Below are 23501 nucleotides of genomic sequence, written 5' to 3' on the forward strand. Positions count from 1 at the left end.
CTCGTCTGTGGATAAGTTCCGGCGTCCAGGCGGTGGTGACAAGTCGGATCCTTTGCCGACGGGGTCTGGCGACAAGTCGGGCTTTCCGGATTTTGGAGGTGGTGACAAGTCGGACGAACTGAAGGGGATTTGGGGAAATACCCGAAGAAATGCATGTCAATGTCCGAGTTGTTGCCAGTGCGGGGCCGGGTGGGTTGGGGTGGGGTTCGACTTGTTGCCAAGGTGAGGGCGGGCGGGCCGGGGGAGGGTCCGAGTTGTTGCCAGCGCCGGTCCGGCCGATGGCCCGAGCAAGGCCCTGCCCTCGGGAAAGGCAATATGAATACTTCTGCGCGGGCCCGTACCATGGGGGTTCGGAACTTCGAGCCCGGTGCCACAGCTATCCAGGAGGAGACATGGCGGACGAATCGCGTCGACGCAAGGTTCAAGACAGGATCCAGCAGACCGTCGCCAGTATGCTCGGCCGACGGATCAAGGACCCGCGCCTGGGTTTCGTCACGATCACCGATGTGCGTGTGACGGGCGATCTTCAGCACGCCTCGATCTTCTACACCGTGCTCGGGGATGAGGAGGATCGCAAAGCCACGGCCCGCGCCTTCGAATCAGCGAAGGGCATCATCCGCTCCGAGATCGGCAAGGCGCTGGGCATTCGCCTGACCCCTTCGATCGAGTTCCTCCTCGACGCGCTGCCGGAATCGGCCGCGGCGATCGAAGGCGCCCTCGCGGTGGCGAAGGCTCGCGATGAGGAGATCGCCAAGCTTGCCGAAGGCGCGAGGTACGCCGGCGACGAGGACCCCTATCGTCACGAGGACGATGATGCCGAGGACGCCGCCGAAGACGAAGACGAAGACGAAGACGAGGATGAGGCCGACACGGCCGATGAGGACGACGAAGAGACGGACGCGCACGAGGACAGCGATCGCTGACGATGGCGAAGCGCCCCGATCGCTCGGTTCCCGGGATCGTCGTCGTTGACAAGCCTTCGGGTCTGACGAGCCACGATGTCGTTTCACGTATGCGGAGGATGGCGCATACCCGCAAGGTGGGTCATGCGGGCACGCTCGATCCGATGGCGACCGGTGTTCTCATCCTGGGAGTCGGGAAGGCGACCCGTCTGCTGACGTGGATCACGGGCCATGAGAAGTCGTACACGGCGACGATCCGCTTCGGCGCGACGACTCTGAGCGATGATGCGCAGGGCGAGCTGGTCGAGGCGCGCGGGTGCGGGTCCATTGACGAGGGCGCGCTCGAGTCGGCGATGGGGGAGCTGAGGGGCGCGATCGATCAGGTCCCTTCGGCCGTGTCGGCGAAGAGGATCGCGGGGAAGAGGGCTTACGCGCTGGTCCGCGAGGGCGTGGAGGTCGAGCTGCCGGCGAACAGGGTGACGATCCGCCGTTTCGAACGGGTCTCGCCTCTGCGAGGCGCGGTGCTCGACGGCCCCGATGGGCCGATCGGGGTGGTCGATGTCGATGTCGAGGTGGAGTGCTCCTCGGGAACGTATGTGCGTGCGCTTGCGCGCGACCTCGGCGAGGCTTTGGGGTGCGGCGCGCATTTGACGGCCCTGAGGCGCACGCGCGTCGGCGTCTTCTCCCTCGAGGATGCGAGGCCGCTCTCGGACCTCGAAGCGGAAGCCGGGCGCGCGCTCGACGAGGAGGCGAGAGGCGGCGCTGAAGCAGCCCTTCCGGACGCCGAAGCAGCCGTTCCCGGCCATGAAACGGCCATTCCCGAGGGCGGGGCTCGGGCACCGCGCCCATCCGCCCCGTGCGCAGAGCCCTCGCCCTGCGGCGCGCAGCACGACCCCGAGCCCGCTCCGGGACTCATCCCTCTGGCCGATGCGGTTCGGATGCTCTTCCCCGCCCTCGTCCTCGATGAGGAGGAAGCGGGACGTTTCGCCCACGGCCAGGCGCCATCGCGGCCCATAGGAGACGCGAACGCGATCGCCGGGCATCGCGACGAGCGGATCATCGGCGCCTTCAACGCGGCGGGAGAGGTCCTCGGCCTGCTCGAGGCGCGCAAGGGGCGCTTCGCCACACTGACCGTCTTCCAAGGAGCGGCGCAATGAAGATCTGGTACGAGCTCGCACAGGTGCCGGGCGACCAGCGTTCGGTGGTGACGATCGGCAATTTCGACGGGATGCACAACGGGCACCGCCGGGTGGTCGCCTCCTGCGTGGAGCGCGCCGCCCGCCGCGGGGCCGAGGCCGTGGCCGTGACCTTCGATCCGCATCCGACCCAGGTGCACCGGCCCGAGCTGGGGCTCGAGCTCATCTCGCCCCTGCGCGACAGGCTCGATGCGATGGCTGCCTCGGGCCTCGACGGCACCCTGGTCGTCCATTACGACGCCTCGGTGTACTCCCTGGAGGCGGAGGAGTTCGTCGAGGAGTTCCTCGTGGACCGCCTCGGCGCGATCGAAGTCGTCGTCGGCCAGGACTTCTGTTTCGGACGGGGGAACTCGGGCACGGTCGACACCCTGCGCGAACTGGGGCGCCGCTACGGTTTCGACGTGACGATGGTGACGGACATCGAGGCGCCGGAGGGCCGGCGCTGGTCGTCCTCCTGGGTGCGCGAACTGCTCGAGGTCGGTGACGTCGCGGGAGCCGCGCGGGTGCTCGGGCACCTGCATCGCATCCGCGGCACGGTCGAGCACGGGTTCAAACGGGGGCGCGAGCTGGGTTTCCCGACGGCGAATCTGGGCGGCGGCATTGAGGGCGTCGTTCCCGGTGACGGCGTGTACGCCGGGTGGCTGGTGCGGGCAGTGCCGGGCACCCAGTCGGCGGAGTTCCTCCCCGCGGCGATCTCGGTGGGCACGAACCCGCAGTTCGAGGGCGTGGAGCGGACGGTCGAGGCGCACGTGCTGGGCCGTTCGGATCTCAACCTGTACGGGGAGAGGATCGCGGTGACCTTCGTCGCGCGGATCCGCCCGATGATGTCCTTCGACTCCGTTGAGGATCTGCTCCGGCGAATGGATGACGATCTGAGGCAGACGGCCTACGTCCTGGGGATCGCGGTGGCGACGCGCGTGGATCCCGCTACGGTGACCGCTCGTTGAGCGGGGGGACGAGGGCGGTGCGCCCGCGCGAGTGTCGGATCGCACAGGCTCTGGGCCGTGAAGGGCGTCACCTGCGCCAAAACCGGGCGCCGGGCCCGTGCTAGCCTTGAAAGGCCGTCAGAACGGCCGCGGATTCCAAGCGGCGGGGACAAGCCCCGGCGCTCCGTGCAACGAGTGACTGAAGGAGAAGCCCGTGCCGCTGAGCAAGGACGTCAAGGACCAGATCATCGCCGAGTATGCGACCCACGAGGGCGACACCGGTTCCCCCGAGGTGCAGATCGCGCTGCTCACCCAGCGCATCAAGGATCTGACCGAGCACTTCAAGTACCACACGCACGACCACCACTCGCGTCGCGGCCTCCTGCTGCTCGTCGGTCGTCGTCGCCGTCTCCTCGGCTACCTGGCCTCGATCGATATCGAGCGCTACCGCTCGCTCATCGAGCGTCTCGGCCTGCGCCGCTGAGCCCGTCCGGCCCGATCCCCCATCGGGGACCGGGCCGGAACACTATGCGCGGGGCGCTGTGAACGGCGCGCCCGGCGCATGGAGAAGTACCGCCGAATCCCGTTCATCGATCGCGCACGAGCCGCCGGTTTTCGACAGTGGTTCACGGACCTCCCCGATCCTGGGATCGGTGGGATCGACGCCGTGGACTTCGATCGAAGGCCGAAGCGAGGCGCGAAGTCCCTTCCCCCTTCGAAAAGGAGAAAAGCCACCATGATGGAAGGCTCTGACATCATCGCCGCAGAGGCGATTATCGACAACGGCCGTTTCGGGAAGCGCACCGTGCGCTTCGAGACCGGCCGTCTCGCCAAGCAGGCCGCGGGCTCCGCCCTCGCCTACCTGGATGACGAGACCACGGTCCTCTCGGCCACCACCGTCGGCAAGAACCCGAAGGACCAGTTCGACTTCTTCCCGCTCACCGTCGACGTCGAGGAGCGCGCCTACGCCGCGGGCCGCATCCCCGGCTCCTTCTTCCGCCGCGAGGGCCGCGCCGGCACCGAGGCGATCCTCGCCGCGCGCCTCATCGACCGCCCGCTGCGCCCCGGCTTCGTCAAGGGCCTGCGCAATGAGGTCCAGGTCGTCGAGACGGTCTTGACCGTCCACCCCGATGACGCTTACGACGTCCTGGCGATCAACGCCGCCTCCATGTCGACCCAGATCGCGGGTCTTCCCTTCACCGGTCCGATCGGCGGCACCCGTCTCGCCCTCATCGACGGCCAGTGGGTCGCCTTCCCGCGCTGGTCCGAGCTCGAGCGCTCGGTCTTCAACATCGTCGTCGCCGGCCGCATCGTGACGGCCGAGGACGGCTCCGAGGACGTCGCGATCATGATGGTCGAGGCCGGCGGCGGCAAGAACCAGTGGGATCTCATCCAGGCCGGCGCGACCGCCCCGACCGAGGACGTCGTGGCCGACGGCCTCGAGGCCGCCAAGCCCTTCATCAAGGTCCTGTGCGAGGCGCAGATCGAGGTCGCGAAGTCGGCCTCGAAGGAGACCGCCGAGTTCCCGCTCTTCATCGACTACACCGATGAGCAGTACGCGGCCGTGGAGTCCTGGGTGGGCGACAAGCTCGCGAAGGCGCTGCTCACCGAGGGCAAGCTCGCCCGCGACGAGGCCGTCGACGCCGTGAAGGCCGAGATGCTCGCCGCTCTGGCCGAGTCGCACCCCGAGCAGGAGAAGGAGCTCAAGGCCGCCTTCCGCTCGCTCGAGAAGTACACGATCCGTCAGCGCACGCTCCGCGAGGAGATCCGCATGGACGGCCGCACCCCGCGTCAGATCCGTTCGCTGTCGGCCGAGGTCGAGGTCCTGCCGCGCGTTCACGGTTCGGCGCTCTTCCAGCGCGGCGAGACCCAGATCCTCGGCGTGACGACCCTGGCGATGCTCCGCATGGAGCAGCAGCTCGACAACCTTTCGCCGGTGACCGCCAAGCGCTACATGCACCAGTACAACTTCGCGCCCTTCTCGACCGGTGAGACCGGCCGTGTGGGCGCCCCGAAGCGCCGCGAGATCGGCCACGGCGATCTCGCCGAGCGCGCCCTCATCCCGGTCCTGCCCTCGCGTGAGGAGTTCCCCTACGCGATCCGCCAGGTCTCGGAGACGATGGGTTCGAACGGCTCGTCCTCGATGGGCTCGGTGTGCGCGTCGACCCTGTCGCTCCTCCAGGCGGGCGTGCCGCTGCGCGCCCCCGTCGCGGGCATCGCGATGGGCCTCATGACCGGCGAGGTCGACGGCGTGAAGAAGGCCGTGACCCTCACCGACATCCTCGGCGCCGAGGACGGTTTCGGCGACATGGACTTCAAGGTCGCGGGCACGAAGGACTTCATCACGGCCCTTCAGCTCGACACGAAGCTCGACGGCATCGACTCGCAGGTTCTGCGCGGTGCCCTCGCCCAGGCGCGCGATGCGCGCCTGGAGATCCTCAACCTCATCAACATGGCGATCGACGGCCCCGATGAGATGAGCCCGAATGCTCCTCGCATCATCACCGTCCAGGTCCCGGTGGACAAGATCGGCGAGGTCATCGGCCCGAAGGGCAAGATGATCAACCAGATCCAGGAGGACACGGGCGCGGACGTCACGATCGAGGATGACGGCACCGTCTACATCGCGTCGACCTCCGGCGAGTCCGCCGAGGCCGCGCGCCAGATGGTCAACCAGATCGCGAACCCGCAGATGCCCGAGGTCGGCGAGCGCTTCATCGGGACGGTCGTGAAGACGACCTCCTTCGGCGCCTTCGTCTCCCTCACGCCGGGCAAGGACGGCCTGCTCCACATCTCGCAGGTGCGCCGCCTGGTCGGCGGCAAGCGCGTGGAGTCGGTCGAGGACGTTCTTCAGGTCGGCCAGCAGGTCGAGGTCGAGATCGCTGAGATCGGCGATCGCGGCAAGCTGAGCCTGCACGCGGTCCTCGATGAGGCCGCTGCCGCCGCCGAGGCCGAGGCCGCCGGCGAGGAGAAGTCCGAGCGGGCGGAGCGCCGCGAGCGTTCCGAGCGCCGTGAGCGCCGCCCGCGCACCCGTACGCGCCGCAAGCGCGAGGACGAGGGCGAGGGCTCTGAGGAGGCCTCGGAGGAGTGATCCTCCCCTCCGCTGCGGGGCGCGCCCCGAGCGATGAACGACCCTGGGGGCCGGCGGAGATCCCGCCGGCCCCCGGCGTTTGGTTTTGCGCTCGGCGGACCTCGTGCTCAGCCATCGACGACTTTTCGACACGCGATACACGACATACGACACGGGACGAGGTCCATCGACATTCGTCGATGGACCTCTCGGGATCTGCGGTGTTGAGTATGGGGTCGATGACCGGCTCAGGGAAGGAGGGAGGACCGTGAGACGTGTCCTCGTGGGGGCGATGGCGGTAGTCTCCTTGGTATGCGGTGCGTCGATTTCGCCGTTCGTCAACGCGTGGCCTCGATCGGACGTCGAATACTCGCCACTCCAACGGTTCTGCCAGGTGTTTCCGAACTTCCCCGGATGCCGCGACAATCCGTGAACGTCGGGCTGAGCCGCGGACGTCCGGGCCGGTGGACGGTGTCGTCGGCGAATGCGCGGCACATCATTTATCCGATTGTGGCGAGTGCATTCTTCGGGTTCGATGTCACTACCTGGATCAACGACGCGTCCGCCCCACTGACAGATGTTGCTGCCTCCGCAGTCATCGCTGCGATGACGATCCTCGCTGCCTGGCGCTCCGTCGTCGGCAGTGCAGGCATCGTCCTCGTCAGCTGCCTGGTGATCGTGTCGCCCTTTGGGCTATTCGGTTCAATTCTCACCCCATTCCTCATCGTCTTGGCGATCGCGGAGCAAATCTCCAGGCGACAATTCGCGCTGGCGACAATCTCAGCTTTCTTGCTGGCCGGCGCCTACTTGCTGGATCCGACAGTGCGCTCGACATGGGCGCTCATGATGGCGGTTGTCTTCCAGTTGTTGCTCGCGATTCCTCTGGGATTGGCAATGCTCTTTCATGATCGACAGGTTGACGCACTCGAACGGGAAGTCGCAGAGGTCGCCAAACGCACGCGAGCTCAACTTGCGCTCGCCCTCCATGACACCGCGATCACGGATCTGACACGAGCGCTCGTCATCACGCGCACCCTGCGGAGCCGGGCGAACGAACCTCGAACGTCCGACATCGGAGCGGTCGAGGAATCGATTGTCGCTGCGCTCCGCAGCCTTCGGCAGACCGCCAAGATTGTGGACTCCTCCGCTAAGGACGAGATGTCCTCTGTTTGCAAGGTCGTTCGCGAGATGTCGAACCGTTTGACGATCCGTCACCTCGCCGTGGAATGCTCGTGCGCCGATGACACGACCCTCAATCGGACTCTGGGCGACGTTGGCTATCGCTTCGTGCAGCTTTTTCTCAAAGAGGCTCTGATCAACTGTCTGAAGTACGCAGACGAAGGAACAACCATTGTCATCTCATCGGAAGAAAGCGACTCTCGCATCGAAGTATTCGTCAGATCTGTCGCTGTGGAGGGCTCCGACGCTCGGAATGCCGAGGAGTACTCCTCCGGGTTAGGAATCGCTGGTATTCGAACGCGGGCTCGAGCGCTAGGAGGCGACATCAGCGCTGGCAAAGTACTCGGGTATTGGATGATTTCCCTTCATCTCCCCCGCATTCGTGAACCGGGGGGAGAACGCGATGAGTAGGAACTTGACGGAAGTGACGAGCGTTGAAGTGATCCGAGTGATCTACGCGGATGACGATCCCACCCTCTTGGAGGGGATATCCGGATTGATCGCCGCTGATTCGCGCATTCGAATCGTTGGAACTGCGGAGGGCGGCAGGAGCGTCCTTCACCTTCTCGAACTCCACCGGGCAGACGTCGTCCTCCTCGATGTGGAAATGCCTGATCTTGACGGTGTGGAGACAGCAAGAATCATCTCAGGGCGCTATCCCGAGGTGAAGATCGTCATGTTCACGGCGTTCGAGGTCGAGTCGCGACTTATGGAGGCATTCTCGGCGGGGGCAGTTGCCTTCCTTACGAAGGACATGGAGCCGCGCGAGATCGTCGACGCCATCGCAGACGCGGTTGAGGGACGGCCGGCACTTGCTCCTCGCGCCGTCGCGTCGGCGATCGGCATTCTTCACGACCTCGGTGAGAAACGTCGCGCTGGAGATCGGTGGCGGGAGACAAAAGAGAGTCTCTCCGAGGGGTCGAGAAGGGTGTACCGGTATCTTATCGAAGGTGCGACGAACAAGGAGATCGCTGCGAGAACGGGTTACTCGGAGACGACAGTGCGGACGTACGTCTCCTTCCTCCTCGAATCCTTCGGATGTGCAACGCGCACCGAACTCGCCGTCCGTGCTCTCCGGGCCTCGACAGCCCTAGGGGATGAGTGAGAAAGCGGGCGAGCCCGCCTCGGATGGCGAGCTCTCAACAAACGTCGATTCTCCTATCGCCACCTACTCCATACTCTTTTCGCGATGGGATCTGCGAGTTCGATTGACTTTCGGGTATGCGGGCTCCCTGCTGGTGCTAGGGAGATATTTCGCCAAGCCCGATTGTCGAGTCTCATGTGGCCCCATTGAATGGGAATGTCCCAGCATGACCAAGCGCATCAAGTGGGGCGCGATTCTATATTTCGAATCAGAACCTGAAGGCCGGGGCCTTCGCCATCATTGCAACCGCGGCGAGTACGAGTCCAGAAGCGCTGGCAGCTGCGTTCGTTGCGGTGTCGTCGATGATCGGCGGTCCCGTTGGAAGTGCGCTAGCGGCGGGTGTATCGCTCTTGGGAATTGGATTCTTCGCGGACCTCGCAGTCAAGATCACGGGGGCGCTCGTACAGGGAAAGGGAGTTGCGTTCTATGCGAAGTGGGGATTTCCGCCGATTGTGGCAAGGATCGAGTGAGAATCGAGTCGATGCTATTCTGCGGGTGAGGAGTTTCGGGGTGGGGATATGCGCGTTTATCGATCGGGAATGTTTCATTGCGTCGTCGGCGGGTTCTCCTTCGCCGCGGCGATCGAGGTCCGCGAGCGATTCCACGAACAGGCACCGGCGGTCTTTTACACGATCCACGGGCTCGTCATTCTTCTCTTGGTCGCATGGTTGATCCTCCTTGTGCGCAAGGGGGTGCTGCCGCTCGGTCGAGCGGTTCGCGACGGTCTGCTGATCGCCTGCTGTTACGCCATGGCCGCGACCGGGTCGGTCGTCGCCTTCTGGGCCATTCCGGCAGTGGCTGTATTCGCCTTGGTCATGATGACACGAGGGGTCGGATTGACGAGCAGCGGTGAGGCCGAGGAAAGCGATGCCTGAGAGCGGGGGAGTGACGGGCGACTCGAATCGTTGTGTTCCGCCGCGCAGTCGCACCGGCCCGCCACCGGCCCGGCCCGGGCCGGTGGCGGGCCGGTGCGCTGGATGGCCAGGTGCAAGTCCGCGCTGAACGCGTTCGCGATCACCTTTGCTGGAAGGTTCGAGAGAACCACTCACCGAAAACCAGTGGACCCCTACACGCATTCATCGAACAGCCCCATCTGCCGAGGCTGAGGGACTCTGCTCGAGGGACGATCAGCCAACAAGGGTTCGGCCTCGCCGGATCCAAGACTCTCGATCCCCGCATCAAGCTCTTTAAATCGGCGCAACCGGTATTTAAGAGTGGCTCGGGAACGGTGGTGTGCCATGTATATCCTGGCCGTTCCACGTTGAGAATCTCGACATTCGTCGATAGTTGTTCCTTTGAGTCCGGTTTAGCGTTTTGGTGTCGGAAGGATTGTTGTCCTCACGGCTCTATTTTGAGATCCGCGTCAGAGGGGGAGATGCTCATGAAATCTTTCCTAGCAGTTGTTCTTTCACTATCCCTGCTTCTAGCTCTGCCGTTGTCAGCGCGTGCGGAACCGATTCCATCGGGGAGTGTCCTTCCTCCAGCAGTGAGTGCAAATCAGCTGGAGGCTGTCGAGAAGCTTCAGGAAGAGTACAGACAGGCTGTCACAGCTCAGGAATATGAGCTCGCAATGCGAGCCTATCGTTCGATGAATGAAAACGGGCCGTCAATATCGTGGCTGTCACCTTCTTCATCGGATGCTCGGCACAAGGCGAGGGCTTGCATTTCGATCCCAAGGTGGGCAGTGGTCGCATACGGCTGGTACCTCATTGCACATGGAGCCCTGGTTGCCGGTGCGGGCGGATTCGTCGATGCAACAATCGTCGGGATTCCGGCGGGAGCAGTCATGAACGCCTTGGGCATCGGGGAGGGTACATCAGGCTATGCATTGCTCTATTGGGCTGATCATACGTCTTGGCCCAAGAGAGTCTGTCTGTGATGGGATCTACGTGGGTATACGGCGCGGCCATCGTCCTCAGCTCGCAGGTGTTTTCATTGTGCGTCCGTCTCTACAGGAGACGAAGACGTAAGAAGAAGGAGGATAGAGCGGCATAGGTTCTCCGAGTGCGGATCGTGAGTGTCGTGGGCCTTCGTGCGTTGCAATGCTCATCTTGCTGAAGACCATGTGGCTGGATTAGCCATAGACGCGCCGGGAACCGCGCTGCTATGTTCGACGAACCATATGAGTCGGCCGAAGAGGGTGTGTCTGAAATGGGACGACGTGGATGTACGGTATGGCGGTCGTCCTCGGGGCGCAGATCGTGGCGCTGGTCATTCGGACTTGCCGGCGAGGGTGGGGCCCGAAAGGGAAGAAACGGTGAAGAACTAGCCGGGTGAGGATCCGACCCCCGCATCCCCCTGTGAGCGCCCCGTCCGCGGGGACGAGGCGTCGGGGACACGGGTGAACCGACTCGAAGAGCCCTCGGCACGCGCGGGGACTGGGGGCTCGGAGGGGGCCTTCGACGGGGCACGACGCCGCTGCGCGGCCCGATCCCGGTGATCTGGAGCAAGGACGTGAGCATCCGCTCCCGGCCCTTCACCGTGCCGTGAGCCCAGCATTTAAACTGTTCGCCATGACTCCGCCGATCGATCTGCCCTTGGTGCGCCAAGAGGGCCTTCTTCTCGACGACAACGAGGGCGAGGTGCGCCGTTCGGTGACCGGACGCGGCACGCGGATCCTCACCCAGCGCGCGCCCTCGACGCGTTCGGCCGCCCTGTCCCTGTGGGTGCCCGTCGGTTCCCGCGACGAGGCGCCCGAGGCCGCCGGCTCCACGCACTTCCTCGAGCACCTCCTGTTCAAGGGGACCCCGAAGCGCTCGGCCTTCGACATCGCGGAATCCTTCGATCGGGTCGGCGGGGAGTCGAACGCGGAAACGGGACGGGAGCACACGAACTACTGGGCCAGGGTCGTGTCCGAAGACCTGGAGATGGCGCTCGGGGTCCTCGTCGACATGCTGTCGAACGCGACGATAGGACCCGAGGAGTTCGCCATGGAGCGCGGAGTGATCCTCGATGAGCTCGCGATGGCCGAGGACTCCCCGACGGAGATCGTCCACGACGCCTTCCAACTCGCGGTGCACGGGGATGTTCCCCTCGGACGCCCGGTCGGGGGGACGCCCGAGACGATCCGCGCCGCTCAGCGCGATGAGGTCGTGGCCCACTACCGGTCCCACTACGCGCCGGACAACCTGGTGGTGGCCGCGGCCGGGGACGTCGATCACGGGCGCCTGGTCGACTTGGTCGAAGCGGCCATCGAGGTGTCGCCGTGGGCGGATGCGCCCTCGAACGGCCGGGCCCCGAGGGCGAGGCGCTCGTGCGACGCCTGGGAGGAGGTCGAGCATGAGCCCTCGCTCGTGAGGCGCCGCGATGTCGAGCAGGCGCATCTGGTGGTCGGGACACGGGGCCTGAGGGCCCTTGCGGATGAAGGGCCGACGATGTCGGTCCTCCTGTCGGTGCTCGGAGGCTCGATGTCGTCCCGCCTCTTCCAGGAGGTCCGAGAGAAGCGGGGACTGGCCTACACGACCTACGCCTTCGAGTCCTCGTATTCGGACACGGGTGCTTTCGGCATGTACGCGGGCACCTCGCCGGACAAGATCGACCAGGTCGAGCGCCTCATGCTCGAACAGTTGCACGACCTCGCCGAGAACGGGCCGACCGAAGCCGAACTGCTCCGCGTGCGCGGCCAAGTGCGCGGGGGAGTGGCGCTGGGGCTCGAGGACAACTGGTCGCGCATGATGCGCCTGGGCCGTTCGGAGCTGGTCGGACGTTACAAGAGCGTCGACGAGTCGCTCGAGGCGATCGAGGCGGTGACCGCCGACGAGGTCGCGGCCCTCGCGCGCGAGCTCGCCTCACGGCCCCTGTCCCGGGCCCTCGTCCTGCCCCTGGACTCGTGAGCGCCGTATTCGTCGATCGGGCAAGATCGGAGAGGACTGCGAAGGAGGACGACATGATTGCAGTAGCCGTCACAGGCGCCAAGGGTCGAATGGGATCGACCGTGGTCGACGCCGTCACCGCGGCGCCCGACATGGAACTCGTCGCCGAGCTCGACGCCGGGGACGCGATCAGCGCCGAGACCCTCAAGGGCGCCCGCGTCGCGGTCGACTTCTCGGTCCCGAGCGTCACCGAGTCGAACGTCCACGCCCTCCTCGACGCCGGAGTCGACGTCGTCGTCGGCACGACCGGGTGGACCGAGGAGTCCTACGCGCGCGTGCGCTCCCACGCCGAGGAATCGGGGCGCTCGGTCCTCATCGCCCCGAACTTCGCGATCGGAGCGGTCCTCGCGATGAGGTTCGCCGCCCTCGCGGCCCCCTACTTCGAGTCGGCCGAGGTCATCGAGATGCACCACCCGAACAAGGTCGACGCCCCTTCGGGCACGGCGGCCGCGACCGCGCGGGGCATCGCCGCCGCCCGGGGCGAGGCCGGCCTCGGCCCGATGCCCGACGCCACCGAGTCCGACCCGGAGGGGACGAGGGGCGGTAGGATCGACGGCGTTCCCGTCCACGCGGTGCGCCTGCGGGGCCTTACGGCCTCCGAGGAGATCCTCCTGGGCAACCCGGGCGAGCAGCTCGTCATCCGGACGGACTCCTTCGACCGGATCTCCTTCATGCCGGGAGTCCTCCTCGCGATCCGCGGGATCGCCGAGCGCCCGGGCCTGACGATCGGTCTCGACGCCCTCATGGATCTGTGAGCCCGGTGGGCATCGATCTTCGCGGCGCCCCCGATCGCTCCGTGCGCCCCGCCCTCGTCGATGATGCGCGGGCGATCGCGCGCATCCAGGGACGGGCGCTGCTCAGGCTCGATCCCGCCTTCTCGCAAGGGGAGGCCGCAGCGCTGGAGGAGCGATGGAGGAGGACCCTGTCGGCCCCCGCCCCCGCCGGATGCTGGACCTTCGTCGCCCTCCACGCCAGCACGGTCGCCGGCTTCGCCCTCGTCGTGCCCGCTCCCGCCCTCGGGCTCGAGGCCGGGAGCATCGAGGAGGGGAGCGAAATCGCCGAACTCCTCGTCGATCCGGACTTCGCGCGCTCGGGCCACGGATCGCGCCTCCTCCAGGCGATCGCCGACACCTCCGGATCCGCGACGCTGCGCATCTGGGCGGGCGCCGAGGACGAGGCTCGCCTCCGGTTCCTCCAATCCGCGGGCTTCGCGCCGGCGGGACTGCGCCGTTACCTCGAGCCCGAGGGCGGCGAGCCGATCCTTCAGCACCTGTGGTGGGCGGCGCTCGAGAGCCGGACGTAGTGCGATCGGCGGGGCGGAGGTGACGCCCCGGCGGGCGAGGCCCTCCCAGCGGGTGAACATCCGCCGTGGCGCGGGCCGCGCCCGCATATGCTGGTCCGCATGAGCCACACCCCTCGCCGCCAGTTCGGAACCCTCGCCCCCGCGTTGGTCACCCCCTTCCTGCCCGATGGCACGATCGACCTCGATTCGGCCGCGCGCCTCGCGAAGAAGCTCGTCGACGACGGCTGCGACACGATCCTCCTGTCCGGGACGACCGGCGAATCGCCGACGACCCACCAGCCGGAGAAGAACGCGCTGACGGAAGCCGTCAAGGACGCCGTCGGTGACCGCGCCTTCATCCTCGCGGGCGCGGGCTCGAACGACACGGCCCATGCCGTCCGCATCGCCGAGGGCGCGCAGGCCCACGGCGCCGACGGACTGCTCGTCGTCGCCCCGTACTACAACCGCCCCTCCCAGGCGGGCCTGAGGGCGCACGTCCTCGCGATCGCCGAAGCCACCGATCTGCCGATCATGCTCTACGACATCCCGGGGCGGACGGGCCTCGCCTTCAGCGACGACACCCTCGACCTCCTCGCCGAGCATCCCCGGATCAGCGCGGTCAAGGACGCGACCGGGAACGTCGAGCAGGGCGTCGAACGCATACACCGGACGGGCCTGGAGTACTACTCCGGCGACGACGGCCTGAACTTCGCATGGATGACCGGCGGCGCCTCGGGCTTCATCTCGGTGGTGGCGCATGTGGCGGGCGCGAAGTACCGGGAGATGATCGACCTCCTCGACGCGGACAGGGTGTGGGAGGCCAGGGAGCTGTCCTACTCGCTGCGCCCGCTCGTGAACGCGATCATGGGCGGGGGGCAGGGCGCGGTCATGGCCAAGCACGCCGTCCATCTTCAGGGCCTCATCGATTCGCCGACGGTCCGCCTCCCGCTCGTACCGGCGTCCGAGGACGAGATCGCCCGACTCCGCGCGGTGATGGCCGATCTTGATCTTCTCTGAGCGCCGACGTGCCTGGGCCCGGCGGGGTTCGTGAGAGAATCGGAGCATGAAGCCCCTGTACGAGAACCTTTCCGAACCCGCGCCGCTCGAAGACGGCGCACTGCGCGTCATCCCCCTCGGCGGACTGGGGGAGGTCGGCCGCAACATGAACGTCCTCGAGTTCGAGGGCAAGCTCCTCATCGTGGACTGCGGCGTGCTCTTCCCCGAGGTCTACCAGCCCGGCGTGGACCTCATCCTGCCCGACTTCTCATGGATCGCGGACCGCCTCGATGACGTCGCCGGGCTCGTCCTCACCCACGGCCACGAGGACCACATCGGAGCCGTCCCCTACCTCGCCAAGCTCCGGGACGACATCCCGACCTACGGCTCCGATCTCACCCTCGCCTTCACCGAGCCGAAGCTGCGCGAGCACCGCCTTCCGGCCGCGGACATGCACGTCGTGAAGTCCGGCGACCGCGTGAAGGTCGGCCCCTTCGACCTGGAGTTCATCCAGGTGACCCACTCGATCCCCGATGCCCTCGCCGTGTGCGTGCGCACGAGCGCCGGGACGGTCGTCATCACCGGCGACTTCAAGATCGATCATCAGCCCCTGGACGGGCGCAAGACCGACCTGGCGGCCCTGGGCCGCATCGGCTCCGAGGGCGTCGACCTGTTCATGATTGACTCCACGAACTCCGAAGTGCCCGGATTCATCCCCTCCGAACGGGAGATCGGCCCTGTCCTCGACCGGATCGTCGATGAGGCCGAGGGCCAGGTGGTCGTGGCGAGCTTCGCCTCGCACGTCCACCGCGTTCAGCAGGTGATGAACGCGGCGGCGAAGGCGGGGCGCCGCGTCGCCCTCGTCGGGCGTTCGATGGAGCGCAACATGCGGATCGCGGCCGAGAAGGGCTACCTCGTCGTCCCCGAGGGGCTCATCGTCGACGCCGGCACTCTCGCGGAGCTCCCCGCGAACGAACGCCTCTACATGGCGACCGGTTCGCAGGGCGAGCCGATGGCGGCCCTCGCCCGGATGAGCTCGGGGTCGCACAAGTTCGTGAACCTCGAGGCCGGCGACACGGTCATCATCGCGGCCTCGCTGATCCCGGGCAACGAGACCGACGTGAACCGCGTGATCAACGATCTGACCCGCCTGGGCGCCAAGGTGTTCCACCGCGGCAACGCGAAGGTGCACGTGTCGGGCCACGCCTGCCAGGGCGAGCTGCTCACCTTCTACAACCTCGTCGCCCCGCGCAATGTCATGCCGATCCACGGCGAGCTGCGCCACCTCGTGGCGAACGGCCAGCTCGCGGTCTCCACCGGTGTCGGCGCCGATCACGTGGTCCTCGGCGACGGCGGCACCACGGTCGATCTCGTGGACGGGCGCGCGCGGATCTCCGGCCAGGTCCCCTGCGAGCTCGTTTTCGTCGACGGTAAGTCGATCGGCGAGATCTCCGAGGAGGAGCTCGAGATCCGTCGCGTTCTCGGCTCGGAGGGCTTCATCTCGGTCTACGCTGTCGTCGAGCACGATTCCGGGATGGTCCTGTCGGGCCCCACGATCAAGGCGATCGGCATGGCCGAGGACGACTCCGTCTTCGAGGAGATCCTGCCCGATGTCGATGCCGCATTGAAGGATGCGGCCGCACCCGGCGGGAAGGACCCCTATGTCCTCCAGCAGGCGATGCGACGCGTGATCGGGCGCTGGGTGGCGCGAAGGCTGCGCCGCCGCCCGATGATCGTTCCGGTCGTCGTCGAACAGTAGCCCGGGGCGAGGAAAGCGCTGGATATGGCAGGTCGTTTCATCTCGACGCATTCGGTCGTCCTCGTGCTGCCGATGCACATTTCGCACACGCCCGTGCGCGGCGGTTCGGTCCACGCCGATGCCGCGACCTCGAGGCCGGGCGGCGGCTTCACCACGCTGTCGGCCGTCGCGGCTCAGGGCGTCGCGGCGGCGATGGCTTCGCCGCTCGGGACAGGACCGAACTCCTTCGCCGTGCGCCAGCAACTCGTCGAGGCCGGCGTCGAGGTCCTCACCCCCGAGCTCGTGGGCGACATCGGGGTGGCGATCCAACTCATCGAACGCGACGGCTCCATGACCTCAGTGGTGACGGCCGGAGTGGAGTCGGAGCCCTCGCGGGTCTCCCTGGATCGCATGGTCCTCAAGCCCGGCGATCTCATCCACATCGCCGCCTCCGACCTGGCGAACCCGCATTCGGCGATGGTGCTCGCCGGTTGGGGCGCCGCCCTGCCGCCCTCCGTCACCCTGGTCGTCGCGGTGTCGCCCGCGGTCGAGCAGGTGCCCGTCGAGTCGTGGCGCAGGCTCCTCAAGCGCGCCGACGTGGTGACGATGAACGTCCGCGAGGCCGCTGCGCTCACGTCGATCCTCGCTACTCACGAACCCGGGGTCGGGATCCGTCATCTGATGAAGCCCGAAGCCGCCCTCGTGCGGCGCACGGGCATCATGGGCTGCGAACTCCAGCGCGCCAAGGGCGCCGAGCGCGTGACGATCCCCGCTTTCGAGACGCGCGTCGCCGACACCGCGGGCGTGGGCGATACGCACATCGCCACGATGTGCGCCGAGCTCCTCAAGGGCAAGGACATCGCCGACGCCCTGCGCACCGCGAACGCGGCCGCGGCCATCGCGATCTCGCATGAATCCGCCTTGCCCGTACCGACGATGAAGCAGATCGAAGAGGTCCTCGCGCGGGGCTCGGTCATGTCCGACGACGCCTGATGGCGCCGAGTCCGGCGCGGCAGCCGCCCCTCGGCGCGTCGGCGCTGTAGCGTCGAAGCACCATGGCATCACAACGCCCATCTTCGACAAAGAAGGGGAGCGGTTCCGCTTCCTCACGTGCGACGACCCGACGAACGCCCTCCGCTGAGCCCGAACAACCCGGGTTGCTCGCGAGGGCCTTCGCCGCGATCGGTGCTGGCCTCGGATCAGCCTGGCAGGCGTGGCGTCAGGCCGATCCGAGGATCAAGAGGGATGCCCTGGCCTTCATCTGCCTGGGGGCGGCCGTCCTCGTCGCCCTGCGCGAGTGGTTCCGGATCTCCGGACAGGCGGGCGACTTCATCCATCATGCGGCCGCCGGTTCGGTCGGCATGTTCGCAGTCGTGGTGCCGATCGCCCTCGTCGCCTTCGCGGTGGAACTCTTCCGCGCGAACACGGATGAGCACGCGCTGCCGCACCACGTGGCCGGCGGACTGGGCCTCGTCGCTTCGGTATGCGGTCTCGTGCACGTCTCCTCGGGGAACCCCTCCCTGGAGGACGTCGCGGCGATCGAGTCCGCCGGGGGGCTCGCGGGATGGTTCATCGCCCGCCCTCTCGCGCTCCTGCTGTCGGGCTGGGGCGCGGGGGCGATCCTCGTGCTCCTGGGCGTGTACTCGCTCCTGCTGGGCACGCGCACGAGGGTCATCGAGATCCCCGATCGCCTGCGCGCTCTTGCGGCGCGCCTGTCGGGCGCTTCCCGCGGCGGCGATCCGGGCGGCGAGGGCGAAGGCGCGGAAGAGGCCCGTGATGCCAAGCGCCGGTTGAGGGAGGGCCTGGCCGCCGGCGACGACCCCTTCCTCGACCAGTACGACGGGGACGAGTCCTTCCGCTCGCCCAACATCACCGAAGGGGCGACGACCGTTCTGGCGCCTCCGGTGCAAGCAGAGGCGCTCCCCGAGCCGCATCCGCTCGACTCCCGCGCCGACTCCCGCGCGCGCGTCGAATCCGCCGATGCTCCGACTGAGGCGCTGGCCGTGGTCCCTGAAGCCCCGGTCGAGGATGCGTACGCGGAGCCCGAATCGGGGACCGAGGAGCAGGACGTCCCCGAGATCGGTGAGGCGCCCGTCGGCGAGGGCTTCCAGCCCCAGCTCGCCGAGGCGATCTCCTACACGCTGCCCGAGGACTCGCTGCTCGTCGCGGGGCCGCCGCACAAGACGCGTTCGGCGGTGAACGACGAGGTCGTGCGCGCCCTCGGCCAGGTCTTCGCGGACTTCAAGATCGATGCGCGCGTCACGGGCTTCTCGCGCGGGCCGACGGTCACCCGCTACGAGGTGGTTCTCGGCTCGGGCGTGAAGGTCGACAAGCTGACGAACCTGTCGAAGAACATCGCCTATGCGGTGGCCTCGGCGGATGTGCGCATCCTCGCCCCGATCCCCGGGAAATCGGCGATCGGCATCGAGATCCCGAACACCGACCGCGAGAACGTGTCCCTGGGCGATGTGCTGCGCTCCGGTGCGGCGATGCGCAATCAGCACCCCCTCGTCGTCGGCGTCGGGAAGGACGTCGAGGGCGGTTACGTGGTGACCAACCTCGCCAAGACTCCTCACCTCCTGGTCGCGGGCCAGACGGGTTCGGGCAAGTCGAGCTTCGTGAACTCGATGATCACGTCGATCATGATGCGCGCGACCCCGGATCAGGTGAGGATGATCCTCGTCGATCCCAAGCGCGTCGAGCTCACGATCTACGAGGGCATTCCGCACTTGATCTCGCCGATCATCACCGATCCGAAGAAGGCCGCCGAGGCGCTCGAGTGGGTGGTGCGCGAGATGGACGCGCGCTACAACGACCTGTCGGATTACGGCTTCAAGCACATCGACGACTTCAACAAGGCGGTCGCCTCGGGGCAGGTGCAGGCCAAGCCCGGTCTGGACAGGACGCTGCGGCCCTACCCCTACCTCCTCGTCGTGGTGGACGAGCTCGCCGACATGATGATGGTCGCGCCCCGTGACGTCGAGGCGTCGATCCAGAGGATCACGCAGCTCGCCCGTGCGGCGGGCATCCACCTGGTGCTGGCGACGCAGCGGCCCTCGGTCGACGTCGTCACCGGTCTCATCAAGGCGAACATCCCGTCGCGTCTCGCCTTCGCGACCTCGTCGCTCACGGATTCGAGGACGATCCTCGATCAGCCGGGCGCTGAGAAGCTCATCGGCCAGGGCGATGCGCTCTATTTGCCAGCCGGGGCCTCCAAGCCGATGCGCGTGCAGGGCGCGTGGGTGTCCGAATCGGAGATCCACAAGGTGGTCGCCCATGTGAAGGCCCAGATGGAGCCGCACTACCGCGAGGACGTCGTCGTCGAGCAGAAGACCGTCAAGGTCGCCGAGGACATCGGCGATGACTTGGATGACCTCCTCCAGGCCGCTGAGCTCGTCGTCTCGACCCAGCTGGGTTCGACCTCGATGCTGCAGCGGAAGCTGCGCGTCGGCTTCGCTCGCGCGGGGCGCCTCATGGATCTTCTGGAGTCGCGCGAGATCGTGGGGCCCTCGGAGGGCTCGAAGGCCCGTCAGGTGCTCGTTCAGCCCGAGCAGCTCCCCGAGGTGCTCGCCATGCTGCGCGGCGAGTCCGAGGGGATTGCTTCGCCGGAGCGCGTCGAGACCGCGGCCGCTGCCTCCTCCGCGATGGACGAGGGCGCGACTGGCGGAACCGATGCGCGCGGAGGGGCTGAGGATCCCTATGCTGGACATGACTTCGGCGGGGCGCCGCCCCAGTGGGTGGATGAAGACCCCGAAGAAGACGAGGACGCCTGGCAGCTCACGGGCCGCTGAGCATCGAAGGGAAGGACAGGGGCATGGACGACAACGTCTCGCGTGTCGATAGGGAGCGCAGGGTTTCCCCGCTGAATCTCCCGAATGCGCTGACGGTCTTGAGACTCATCCTGGTGCCGGTGTTCATCCTCCTCCTCGTGAGCGGTGCGCATTCGGCCCGTTGGTGGGCGCTCGCGGTGTTCATGGTCGCGGCCTACACGGACCATCTCGACGGGAGGATTGCGCGAGCGAGGGGTCTTGTCACCGATTTCGGGAAGATCGTCGACCCGATCGCCGATAAGGCGCTGACTCTCGGGGCTTTCATCATGCTCTCGATCGCCCATCCCTGGTTGTGGCTCGTCACCGTTCCGGTCGCGATCCGCGAGTTGGGGATCACGTGGTGGCGGGCCGACCTGCTCAAGAGGGGGGTCGTCGTCGCGGCGAATAAGGGCGGCAAGCTCAAGACCGTCCTTCAGATCCTCGCGATCTGGCTCCTCCTCATCCCCTGGGACCTCATCGGGGCCTCGGAGTTCCCGCTCGGACTCGTCGCGAAGATCGGTTTCGCCCTCGGGTACGCGGCTGCGGTTCTCGCGCTCATCGTCACCCTGTGGTCCGGATGGGTGTACATCGCGGAGGGGCGCCGTCTTCAGAAGAGCGCCGAATCCCAGAGTTGAGTCGAGGGGACGCAATTCACAGGCGGTTGAGGTTTCAATAAAAAGGTGCCCGAAACGGCTGCATCTCGCCGATTGTGCGGAGGGCGTCGGCTGGTGCGCTCGAAGTCACTCGGTCTCACATGGCCTCCCCGTGTGCGCATGCTCCGGATGTGCGGTTAGAGTTGAGGCCATGAACGCTACTCCCGCCGCCGCGCCGCTTCTCCGCACAGAACTCGGCGACGTCCTGCGCGGCATCCGTCGCGCCCAGGGGCGGACCTTGCGGGAGGTCTCCCTGGAGGCCCAGGTCTCCCTCGGCTATCTCTCCGAGGTCGAGCGGGGTCAGAAGGAGGCGTCGTCCGAGCTCCTCGAGGCGATCGCGACCGCCCTCGGCGTTCCGCTCTGGTTCGTCCTGCGCGAGGTGTCCGATCGCATGGCGATCCTCGAGGGGACGGTCGTGCCCGACACCGTTCCCGACGACATGGTCCCCGTGACCCTGATCTCCTGATCGCGCCCCGGGTGAAGTCTTCGGAATTCTGGGACGCGGTCGACGCGGTCTTCGGCCCGCGTCTGGGCCGCTCCTACGCGGCGGACATGTATCTTCCCGGCGTGGCGGGCACCTGCGTCGAGGCCCTTGAAAGGGGCGTGCCGCCTCTGGAGGTCTGGCACGCGCTCGTCGAGGAGACGGGCGCGGGCGAGGCCGCGAAGTGGATTCATCGCCTTGATGAGAAGGCGCGGCGGAGCCTCCTCTGACCCTCCTCCTCTCGTCGGGCCCCGCTCCTGCGGTGCCGGGGCGTCGCCTCGTCCGCCTCGCGGGATCGATCCGCGGAATGGAAGCGCCCGGCGCCACGCCGGGGCCCCGACGCACCTCGAACACCTGTTCCATGTAGACTCGTGCGCGACGACTCCGGGATCCTCCATCCACAGTCCGGATAGGGGGCTCTCGCAGATGCCCATGGTCAGGCATACAGTCGTCGCGTCTCCCCGGAGAGGGGAGGCCGCACCGACCAGACGATCCGTGAGTCGGAGAGGCTCGAACCGTTGAGAGGACACCATGGCTGCCGCACCCCGCAAGAGCTCGCCCGCGTCGAAGGGCGATGACCGGAACAAGGCGCTCGAGCTCGCGCTCTCCCAGATCGACAAGCAATTCGGCAAGGGCTCGGTGATGCGTCTCGGCGACGATTCCCGTCCCCGCGTCCAGGTCATCCCCACCGGTTCGCTGGCTCTCGACGTCGCTCTCGGCATCGGCGGTCTGCCCCGGGGCCGCGTGATCGAGATCTACGGTCCCGAATCCTCCGGCAAGACGACCGTGGCGCTCCACGCCGTTGCCAGCGCCCAGAAGGCCGGCGGGAACGCCGCCTTCATCGATGCCGAGCACGCCCTCGATCCGGTCTACGCCAAGGCCCTCGGCGTCGACATCGACAACCTCCTCGTCTCCCAGCCCGACACCGGCGAGCAGGCGCTCGAGATCGCCGACATGCTCATCCGCTCGGGCGGCATCGACATCATCGTCATCGACTCCGTCGCGGCGCTCGTCCCCAAGGCCGAGATCGAGGGCGAGATGGGCGACTCCCACGTCGGCCTCCAGGCGCGCCTCATGAGCCAGGCGCTCCGCAAGATCACCGGTGCGCTCTCGGCCACGGGAACGACGGCGATCTTCATCAATCAGCTGCGCGAGAAGATCGGCGTCTTCTTCGGCTCGCCCGAAACGACGACCGGCGGCAAGGCCCTGAAGTTCTACGCCTCGGTCCGCATCGATGTGCGACGGATCGAAACCCTGAAGGAATCGGGCGCGCCGGTTGGCAACAGGACGCGGGCGAAGATCGTCAAGAACAAGATGGCGCCGCCCTTCAAGCAGGCGGAGTTCGACATCGTCTACGGCAAGGGCATCTCGCGTGAGGGGTCGATCATCGACATGGGCGTCGAGGCCGGGATCATCCGCAAGTCCGGATCGTGGTTCACCTACGGTGATGATCAACTCGGACAGGGCAAGGAGAACGTCCGGCAGTTCCTCAGCGACAATCCCGAGCTCGCCGATGAGATCGAGAACAAGATCCTCGTCGCCCTGGGGGTCCTGGAGTCGCCGGAGGGGCCCGCCGACGATCCCGTTCCCGCTATCGATCCGCTTGAGGACGCGGGATTCTGATCGCTCATGGTGCGCTACCTCGATCCGGAGGATCATCCCGAGCTCGGTGAGGCCGAGCGGAAGCGGAAGGATCCCGCCGAGCGGCTGGCGAGGATCCGCGAACGCAACGCGGCCCTGTCGGGCGCGAAGGCGATCGAGGCGGCGCGCGAGGTCGCCCTCCGGCAGCTCGATTCGCGCTCCCGGTCGAAGGGGGAGCTGCGACGGGCGATCGAAGGCAGGGGATTCGCCCCCGAGATCGCCGACGAGGTCCTCGACCGCCTGGAGCGCGTGGGGCTGATCGATGACGAGGCCTTCGCCCGCGCGATCGTCTCGGATCGCTTCCGCGGTTCGGGCAAGTCCGGGCGCGCACTTGCTGAGGAGATGCGGCGCAAGGGCCTCGACGAGGACGCGATCGCGAGTGCGATGTCGTCCATCGACCAGGAGGAGCTCCGCGAGCGGGCCGCCGAGCTCGTCGCCAAGAAGCTGCGGACGATGCCCGGCGTCCCGAGGGAGGCCGCCTATCGGCGCCTCGCCGGGATGCTGGCCCGTAAGGGCTACTCGCCCGGGCTCAGTCGCGAAGTCGTCGCGGAGGCGCTGGAAATGCGGGAGGCCCTTGAAAGGTCGACGATCGACTGATCGTCTTTTCGCGGA

General features: G+C 67.0%; 20 protein-coding genes. All 20 read left to right on the plus strand.

Going from position 1 to position 23501, the window contains the following annotated elements:
• Window positions 1–392: 392 nt before the first annotated feature.
• The 20 genes from rbfA (at window position 393) to HD592_RS04915 (ending at window position 23486) form a co-directional block, all read left to right on the plus strand.
• Complete coding sequence (gene rbfA / locus HD592_RS04820; RefSeq protein WP_184452323.1) at window positions 393–923, plus strand: 30S ribosome-binding factor RbfA; 531 nt, start codon at window positions 393–395, stop codon at window positions 921–923.
• Between the two features lie 2 nt (window positions 924–925).
• Window positions 926–2059, plus strand: coding sequence for a tRNA pseudouridine(55) synthase TruB (gene truB / locus HD592_RS04825; protein WP_184452324.1), 1134 nt, complete (start codon window positions 926–928; stop codon window positions 2057–2059).
• A complete protein-coding gene (locus HD592_RS04830; protein ID WP_184452325.1) occupies window positions 2056–3045 on the plus strand; it encodes a bifunctional riboflavin kinase/FAD synthetase in 990 nt (329 codons plus the stop codon). Before truB ends, HD592_RS04830 begins: the two co-directional genes overlap by 4 nt.
• Before the next feature lie 193 nt (window positions 3046–3238).
• Window positions 3239–3508, plus strand: coding sequence for a 30S ribosomal protein S15 (gene rpsO / locus HD592_RS04835; RefSeq protein ID WP_184452326.1), 270 nt, complete (start codon window positions 3239–3241; stop codon window positions 3506–3508).
• A gap of 252 nt (window positions 3509–3760) precedes the next feature.
• A complete protein-coding gene (locus tag HD592_RS04840; protein ID WP_184452327.1) occupies window positions 3761–6115 on the plus strand; it encodes a polyribonucleotide nucleotidyltransferase in 2355 nt (784 codons plus the stop codon).
• 291 nt (window positions 6116–6406) lie between these two features.
• On the plus strand, window positions 6407–7684 hold the full coding sequence (locus tag HD592_RS04845; protein ID WP_184452328.1) for a sensor histidine kinase: 1278 nt from the start codon (window positions 6407–6409) through the stop codon (window positions 7682–7684).
• A 13-nt stretch (window positions 7685–7697) separates the two neighbouring features.
• Window positions 7698–8378: a response regulator gene (locus HD592_RS04850; RefSeq protein ID WP_184452329.1), complete on the plus strand. Its 681-nt coding sequence runs from the start codon at window positions 7698–7700 to the stop codon at window positions 8376–8378.
• Between the two features lie 578 nt (window positions 8379–8956).
• A complete protein-coding gene (locus tag HD592_RS04855; protein ID WP_184452330.1) occupies window positions 8957–9292 on the plus strand; it encodes a hypothetical protein in 336 nt (111 codons plus the stop codon).
• Window positions 9293–10930: 1638 nt separating this feature from the next.
• Window positions 10931–12250 (plus strand): M16 family metallopeptidase, encoded by a 1320-nt coding sequence (locus HD592_RS04860; protein ID WP_184452331.1) that lies wholly within the window; start codon window positions 10931–10933, stop codon window positions 12248–12250.
• A 53-nt stretch (window positions 12251–12303) separates the two neighbouring features.
• On the plus strand, window positions 12304–13044 hold the full coding sequence (gene dapB / locus HD592_RS04865; protein WP_184452332.1) for a 4-hydroxy-tetrahydrodipicolinate reductase: 741 nt from the start codon (window positions 12304–12306) through the stop codon (window positions 13042–13044).
• Entirely contained in the window at window positions 13041–13592 is a 552-nt protein-coding gene (locus HD592_RS04870) for a GNAT family N-acetyltransferase (protein WP_320657865.1), read from the plus strand. Before dapB ends, HD592_RS04870 begins: the two co-directional genes overlap by 4 nt.
• Window positions 13593–13691: 99 nt before the next feature.
• Window positions 13692–14588 (plus strand): 4-hydroxy-tetrahydrodipicolinate synthase, encoded by an 897-nt coding sequence (gene dapA / locus HD592_RS04875; RefSeq protein WP_184452333.1) that lies wholly within the window; start codon window positions 13692–13694, stop codon window positions 14586–14588.
• Between the two features lie 46 nt (window positions 14589–14634).
• Window positions 14635–16326 (plus strand): ribonuclease J, encoded by a 1692-nt coding sequence (locus tag HD592_RS04880; RefSeq protein ID WP_184452334.1) that lies wholly within the window; start codon window positions 14635–14637, stop codon window positions 16324–16326.
• A gap of 24 nt (window positions 16327–16350) precedes the next feature.
• Window positions 16351–17298: a PfkB family carbohydrate kinase gene (locus HD592_RS04885; protein WP_184452335.1), complete on the plus strand. Its 948-nt coding sequence runs from the start codon at window positions 16351–16353 to the stop codon at window positions 17296–17298.
• Between the two features lie 62 nt (window positions 17299–17360).
• Window positions 17361–20096: an FtsK/SpoIIIE family DNA translocase gene (locus tag HD592_RS04890; protein WP_184452336.1), complete on the plus strand. Its 2736-nt coding sequence runs from the start codon at window positions 17361–17363 to the stop codon at window positions 20094–20096.
• A 23-nt stretch (window positions 20097–20119) separates the two neighbouring features.
• On the plus strand, window positions 20120–20749 hold the full coding sequence (gene pgsA, locus HD592_RS04895) for a CDP-diacylglycerol--glycerol-3-phosphate 3-phosphatidyltransferase (RefSeq protein WP_184452337.1): 630 nt from the start codon (window positions 20120–20122) through the stop codon (window positions 20747–20749).
• Between the two features lie 169 nt (window positions 20750–20918).
• Window positions 20919–21233 (plus strand): helix-turn-helix domain-containing protein, encoded by a 315-nt coding sequence (locus HD592_RS04900; protein ID WP_184452338.1) that lies wholly within the window; start codon window positions 20919–20921, stop codon window positions 21231–21233.
• Between the two features lie 11 nt (window positions 21234–21244).
• Window positions 21245–21478, plus strand: coding sequence for a DUF3046 domain-containing protein (locus HD592_RS04905; RefSeq protein ID WP_184452339.1), 234 nt, complete (start codon window positions 21245–21247; stop codon window positions 21476–21478).
• 301 nt (window positions 21479–21779) lie between these two features.
• Window positions 21780–22871 (plus strand): recombinase RecA, encoded by a 1092-nt coding sequence (recA, locus tag HD592_RS04910; protein WP_184452340.1) that lies wholly within the window; start codon window positions 21780–21782, stop codon window positions 22869–22871.
• A 6-nt stretch (window positions 22872–22877) separates the two neighbouring features.
• A complete protein-coding gene (locus HD592_RS04915; protein WP_184452341.1) occupies window positions 22878–23486 on the plus strand; it encodes a regulatory protein RecX in 609 nt (202 codons plus the stop codon).
• Window positions 23487–23501: the final 15 nt, after the last annotated feature.

Source organism: Schaalia hyovaginalis, from assembly GCF_014208035.1.
Taxonomy (GTDB): Bacteria; Actinomycetota; Actinomycetes; order Actinomycetales; family Actinomycetaceae; genus Pauljensenia; species Pauljensenia hyovaginalis.

Coding starts and splice junctions, on each gene's coding strand:
- HD592_RS04855 (WP_184452330.1), top strand. CDS start 8,957: ATGTTTCATTGCGTCGTCGGCGGGTTCTCCTTCGCCGCGGCGATCGAG.
- HD592_RS04830 (WP_184452325.1), top strand. CDS start 2,056: ATGAAGATCTGGTACGAGCTCGCACAGGTGCCGGGCGACCAGCGTTCG.
- recA (WP_184452340.1), top strand. CDS start 21,780: ATGGCTGCCGCACCCCGCAAGAGCTCGCCCGCGTCGAAGGGCGATGAC.
- dapA (WP_184452333.1), top strand. CDS start 13,692: ATGAGCCACACCCCTCGCCGCCAGTTCGGAACCCTCGCCCCCGCGTTG.
- HD592_RS04915 (WP_184452341.1), top strand. CDS start 22,878: ATGGTGCGCTACCTCGATCCGGAGGATCATCCCGAGCTCGGTGAGGCC.
- HD592_RS04880 (WP_184452334.1), top strand. CDS start 14,635: ATGAAGCCCCTGTACGAGAACCTTTCCGAACCCGCGCCGCTCGAAGAC.
- truB (WP_184452324.1), top strand. CDS start 926: ATGGCGAAGCGCCCCGATCGCTCGGTTCCCGGGATCGTCGTCGTTGAC.
- rbfA (WP_184452323.1), top strand. CDS start 393: ATGGCGGACGAATCGCGTCGACGCAAGGTTCAAGACAGGATCCAGCAG.
- HD592_RS04890 (WP_184452336.1), top strand. CDS start 17,361: ATGGCATCACAACGCCCATCTTCGACAAAGAAGGGGAGCGGTTCCGCT.
- HD592_RS04885 (WP_184452335.1), top strand. CDS start 16,351: ATGGCAGGTCGTTTCATCTCGACGCATTCGGTCGTCCTCGTGCTGCCG.
- HD592_RS04845 (WP_184452328.1), top strand. CDS start 6,407: ATGCGGTGCGTCGATTTCGCCGTTCGTCAACGCGTGGCCTCGATCGGA.
- pgsA (WP_184452337.1), top strand. CDS start 20,120: ATGGACGACAACGTCTCGCGTGTCGATAGGGAGCGCAGGGTTTCCCCG.
- HD592_RS04860 (WP_184452331.1), top strand. CDS start 10,931: ATGACTCCGCCGATCGATCTGCCCTTGGTGCGCCAAGAGGGCCTTCTT.
- dapB (WP_184452332.1), top strand. CDS start 12,304: ATGATTGCAGTAGCCGTCACAGGCGCCAAGGGTCGAATGGGATCGACC.
- HD592_RS04900 (WP_184452338.1), top strand. CDS start 20,919: ATGAACGCTACTCCCGCCGCCGCGCCGCTTCTCCGCACAGAACTCGGC.
- HD592_RS04840 (WP_184452327.1), top strand. CDS start 3,761: ATGATGGAAGGCTCTGACATCATCGCCGCAGAGGCGATTATCGACAAC.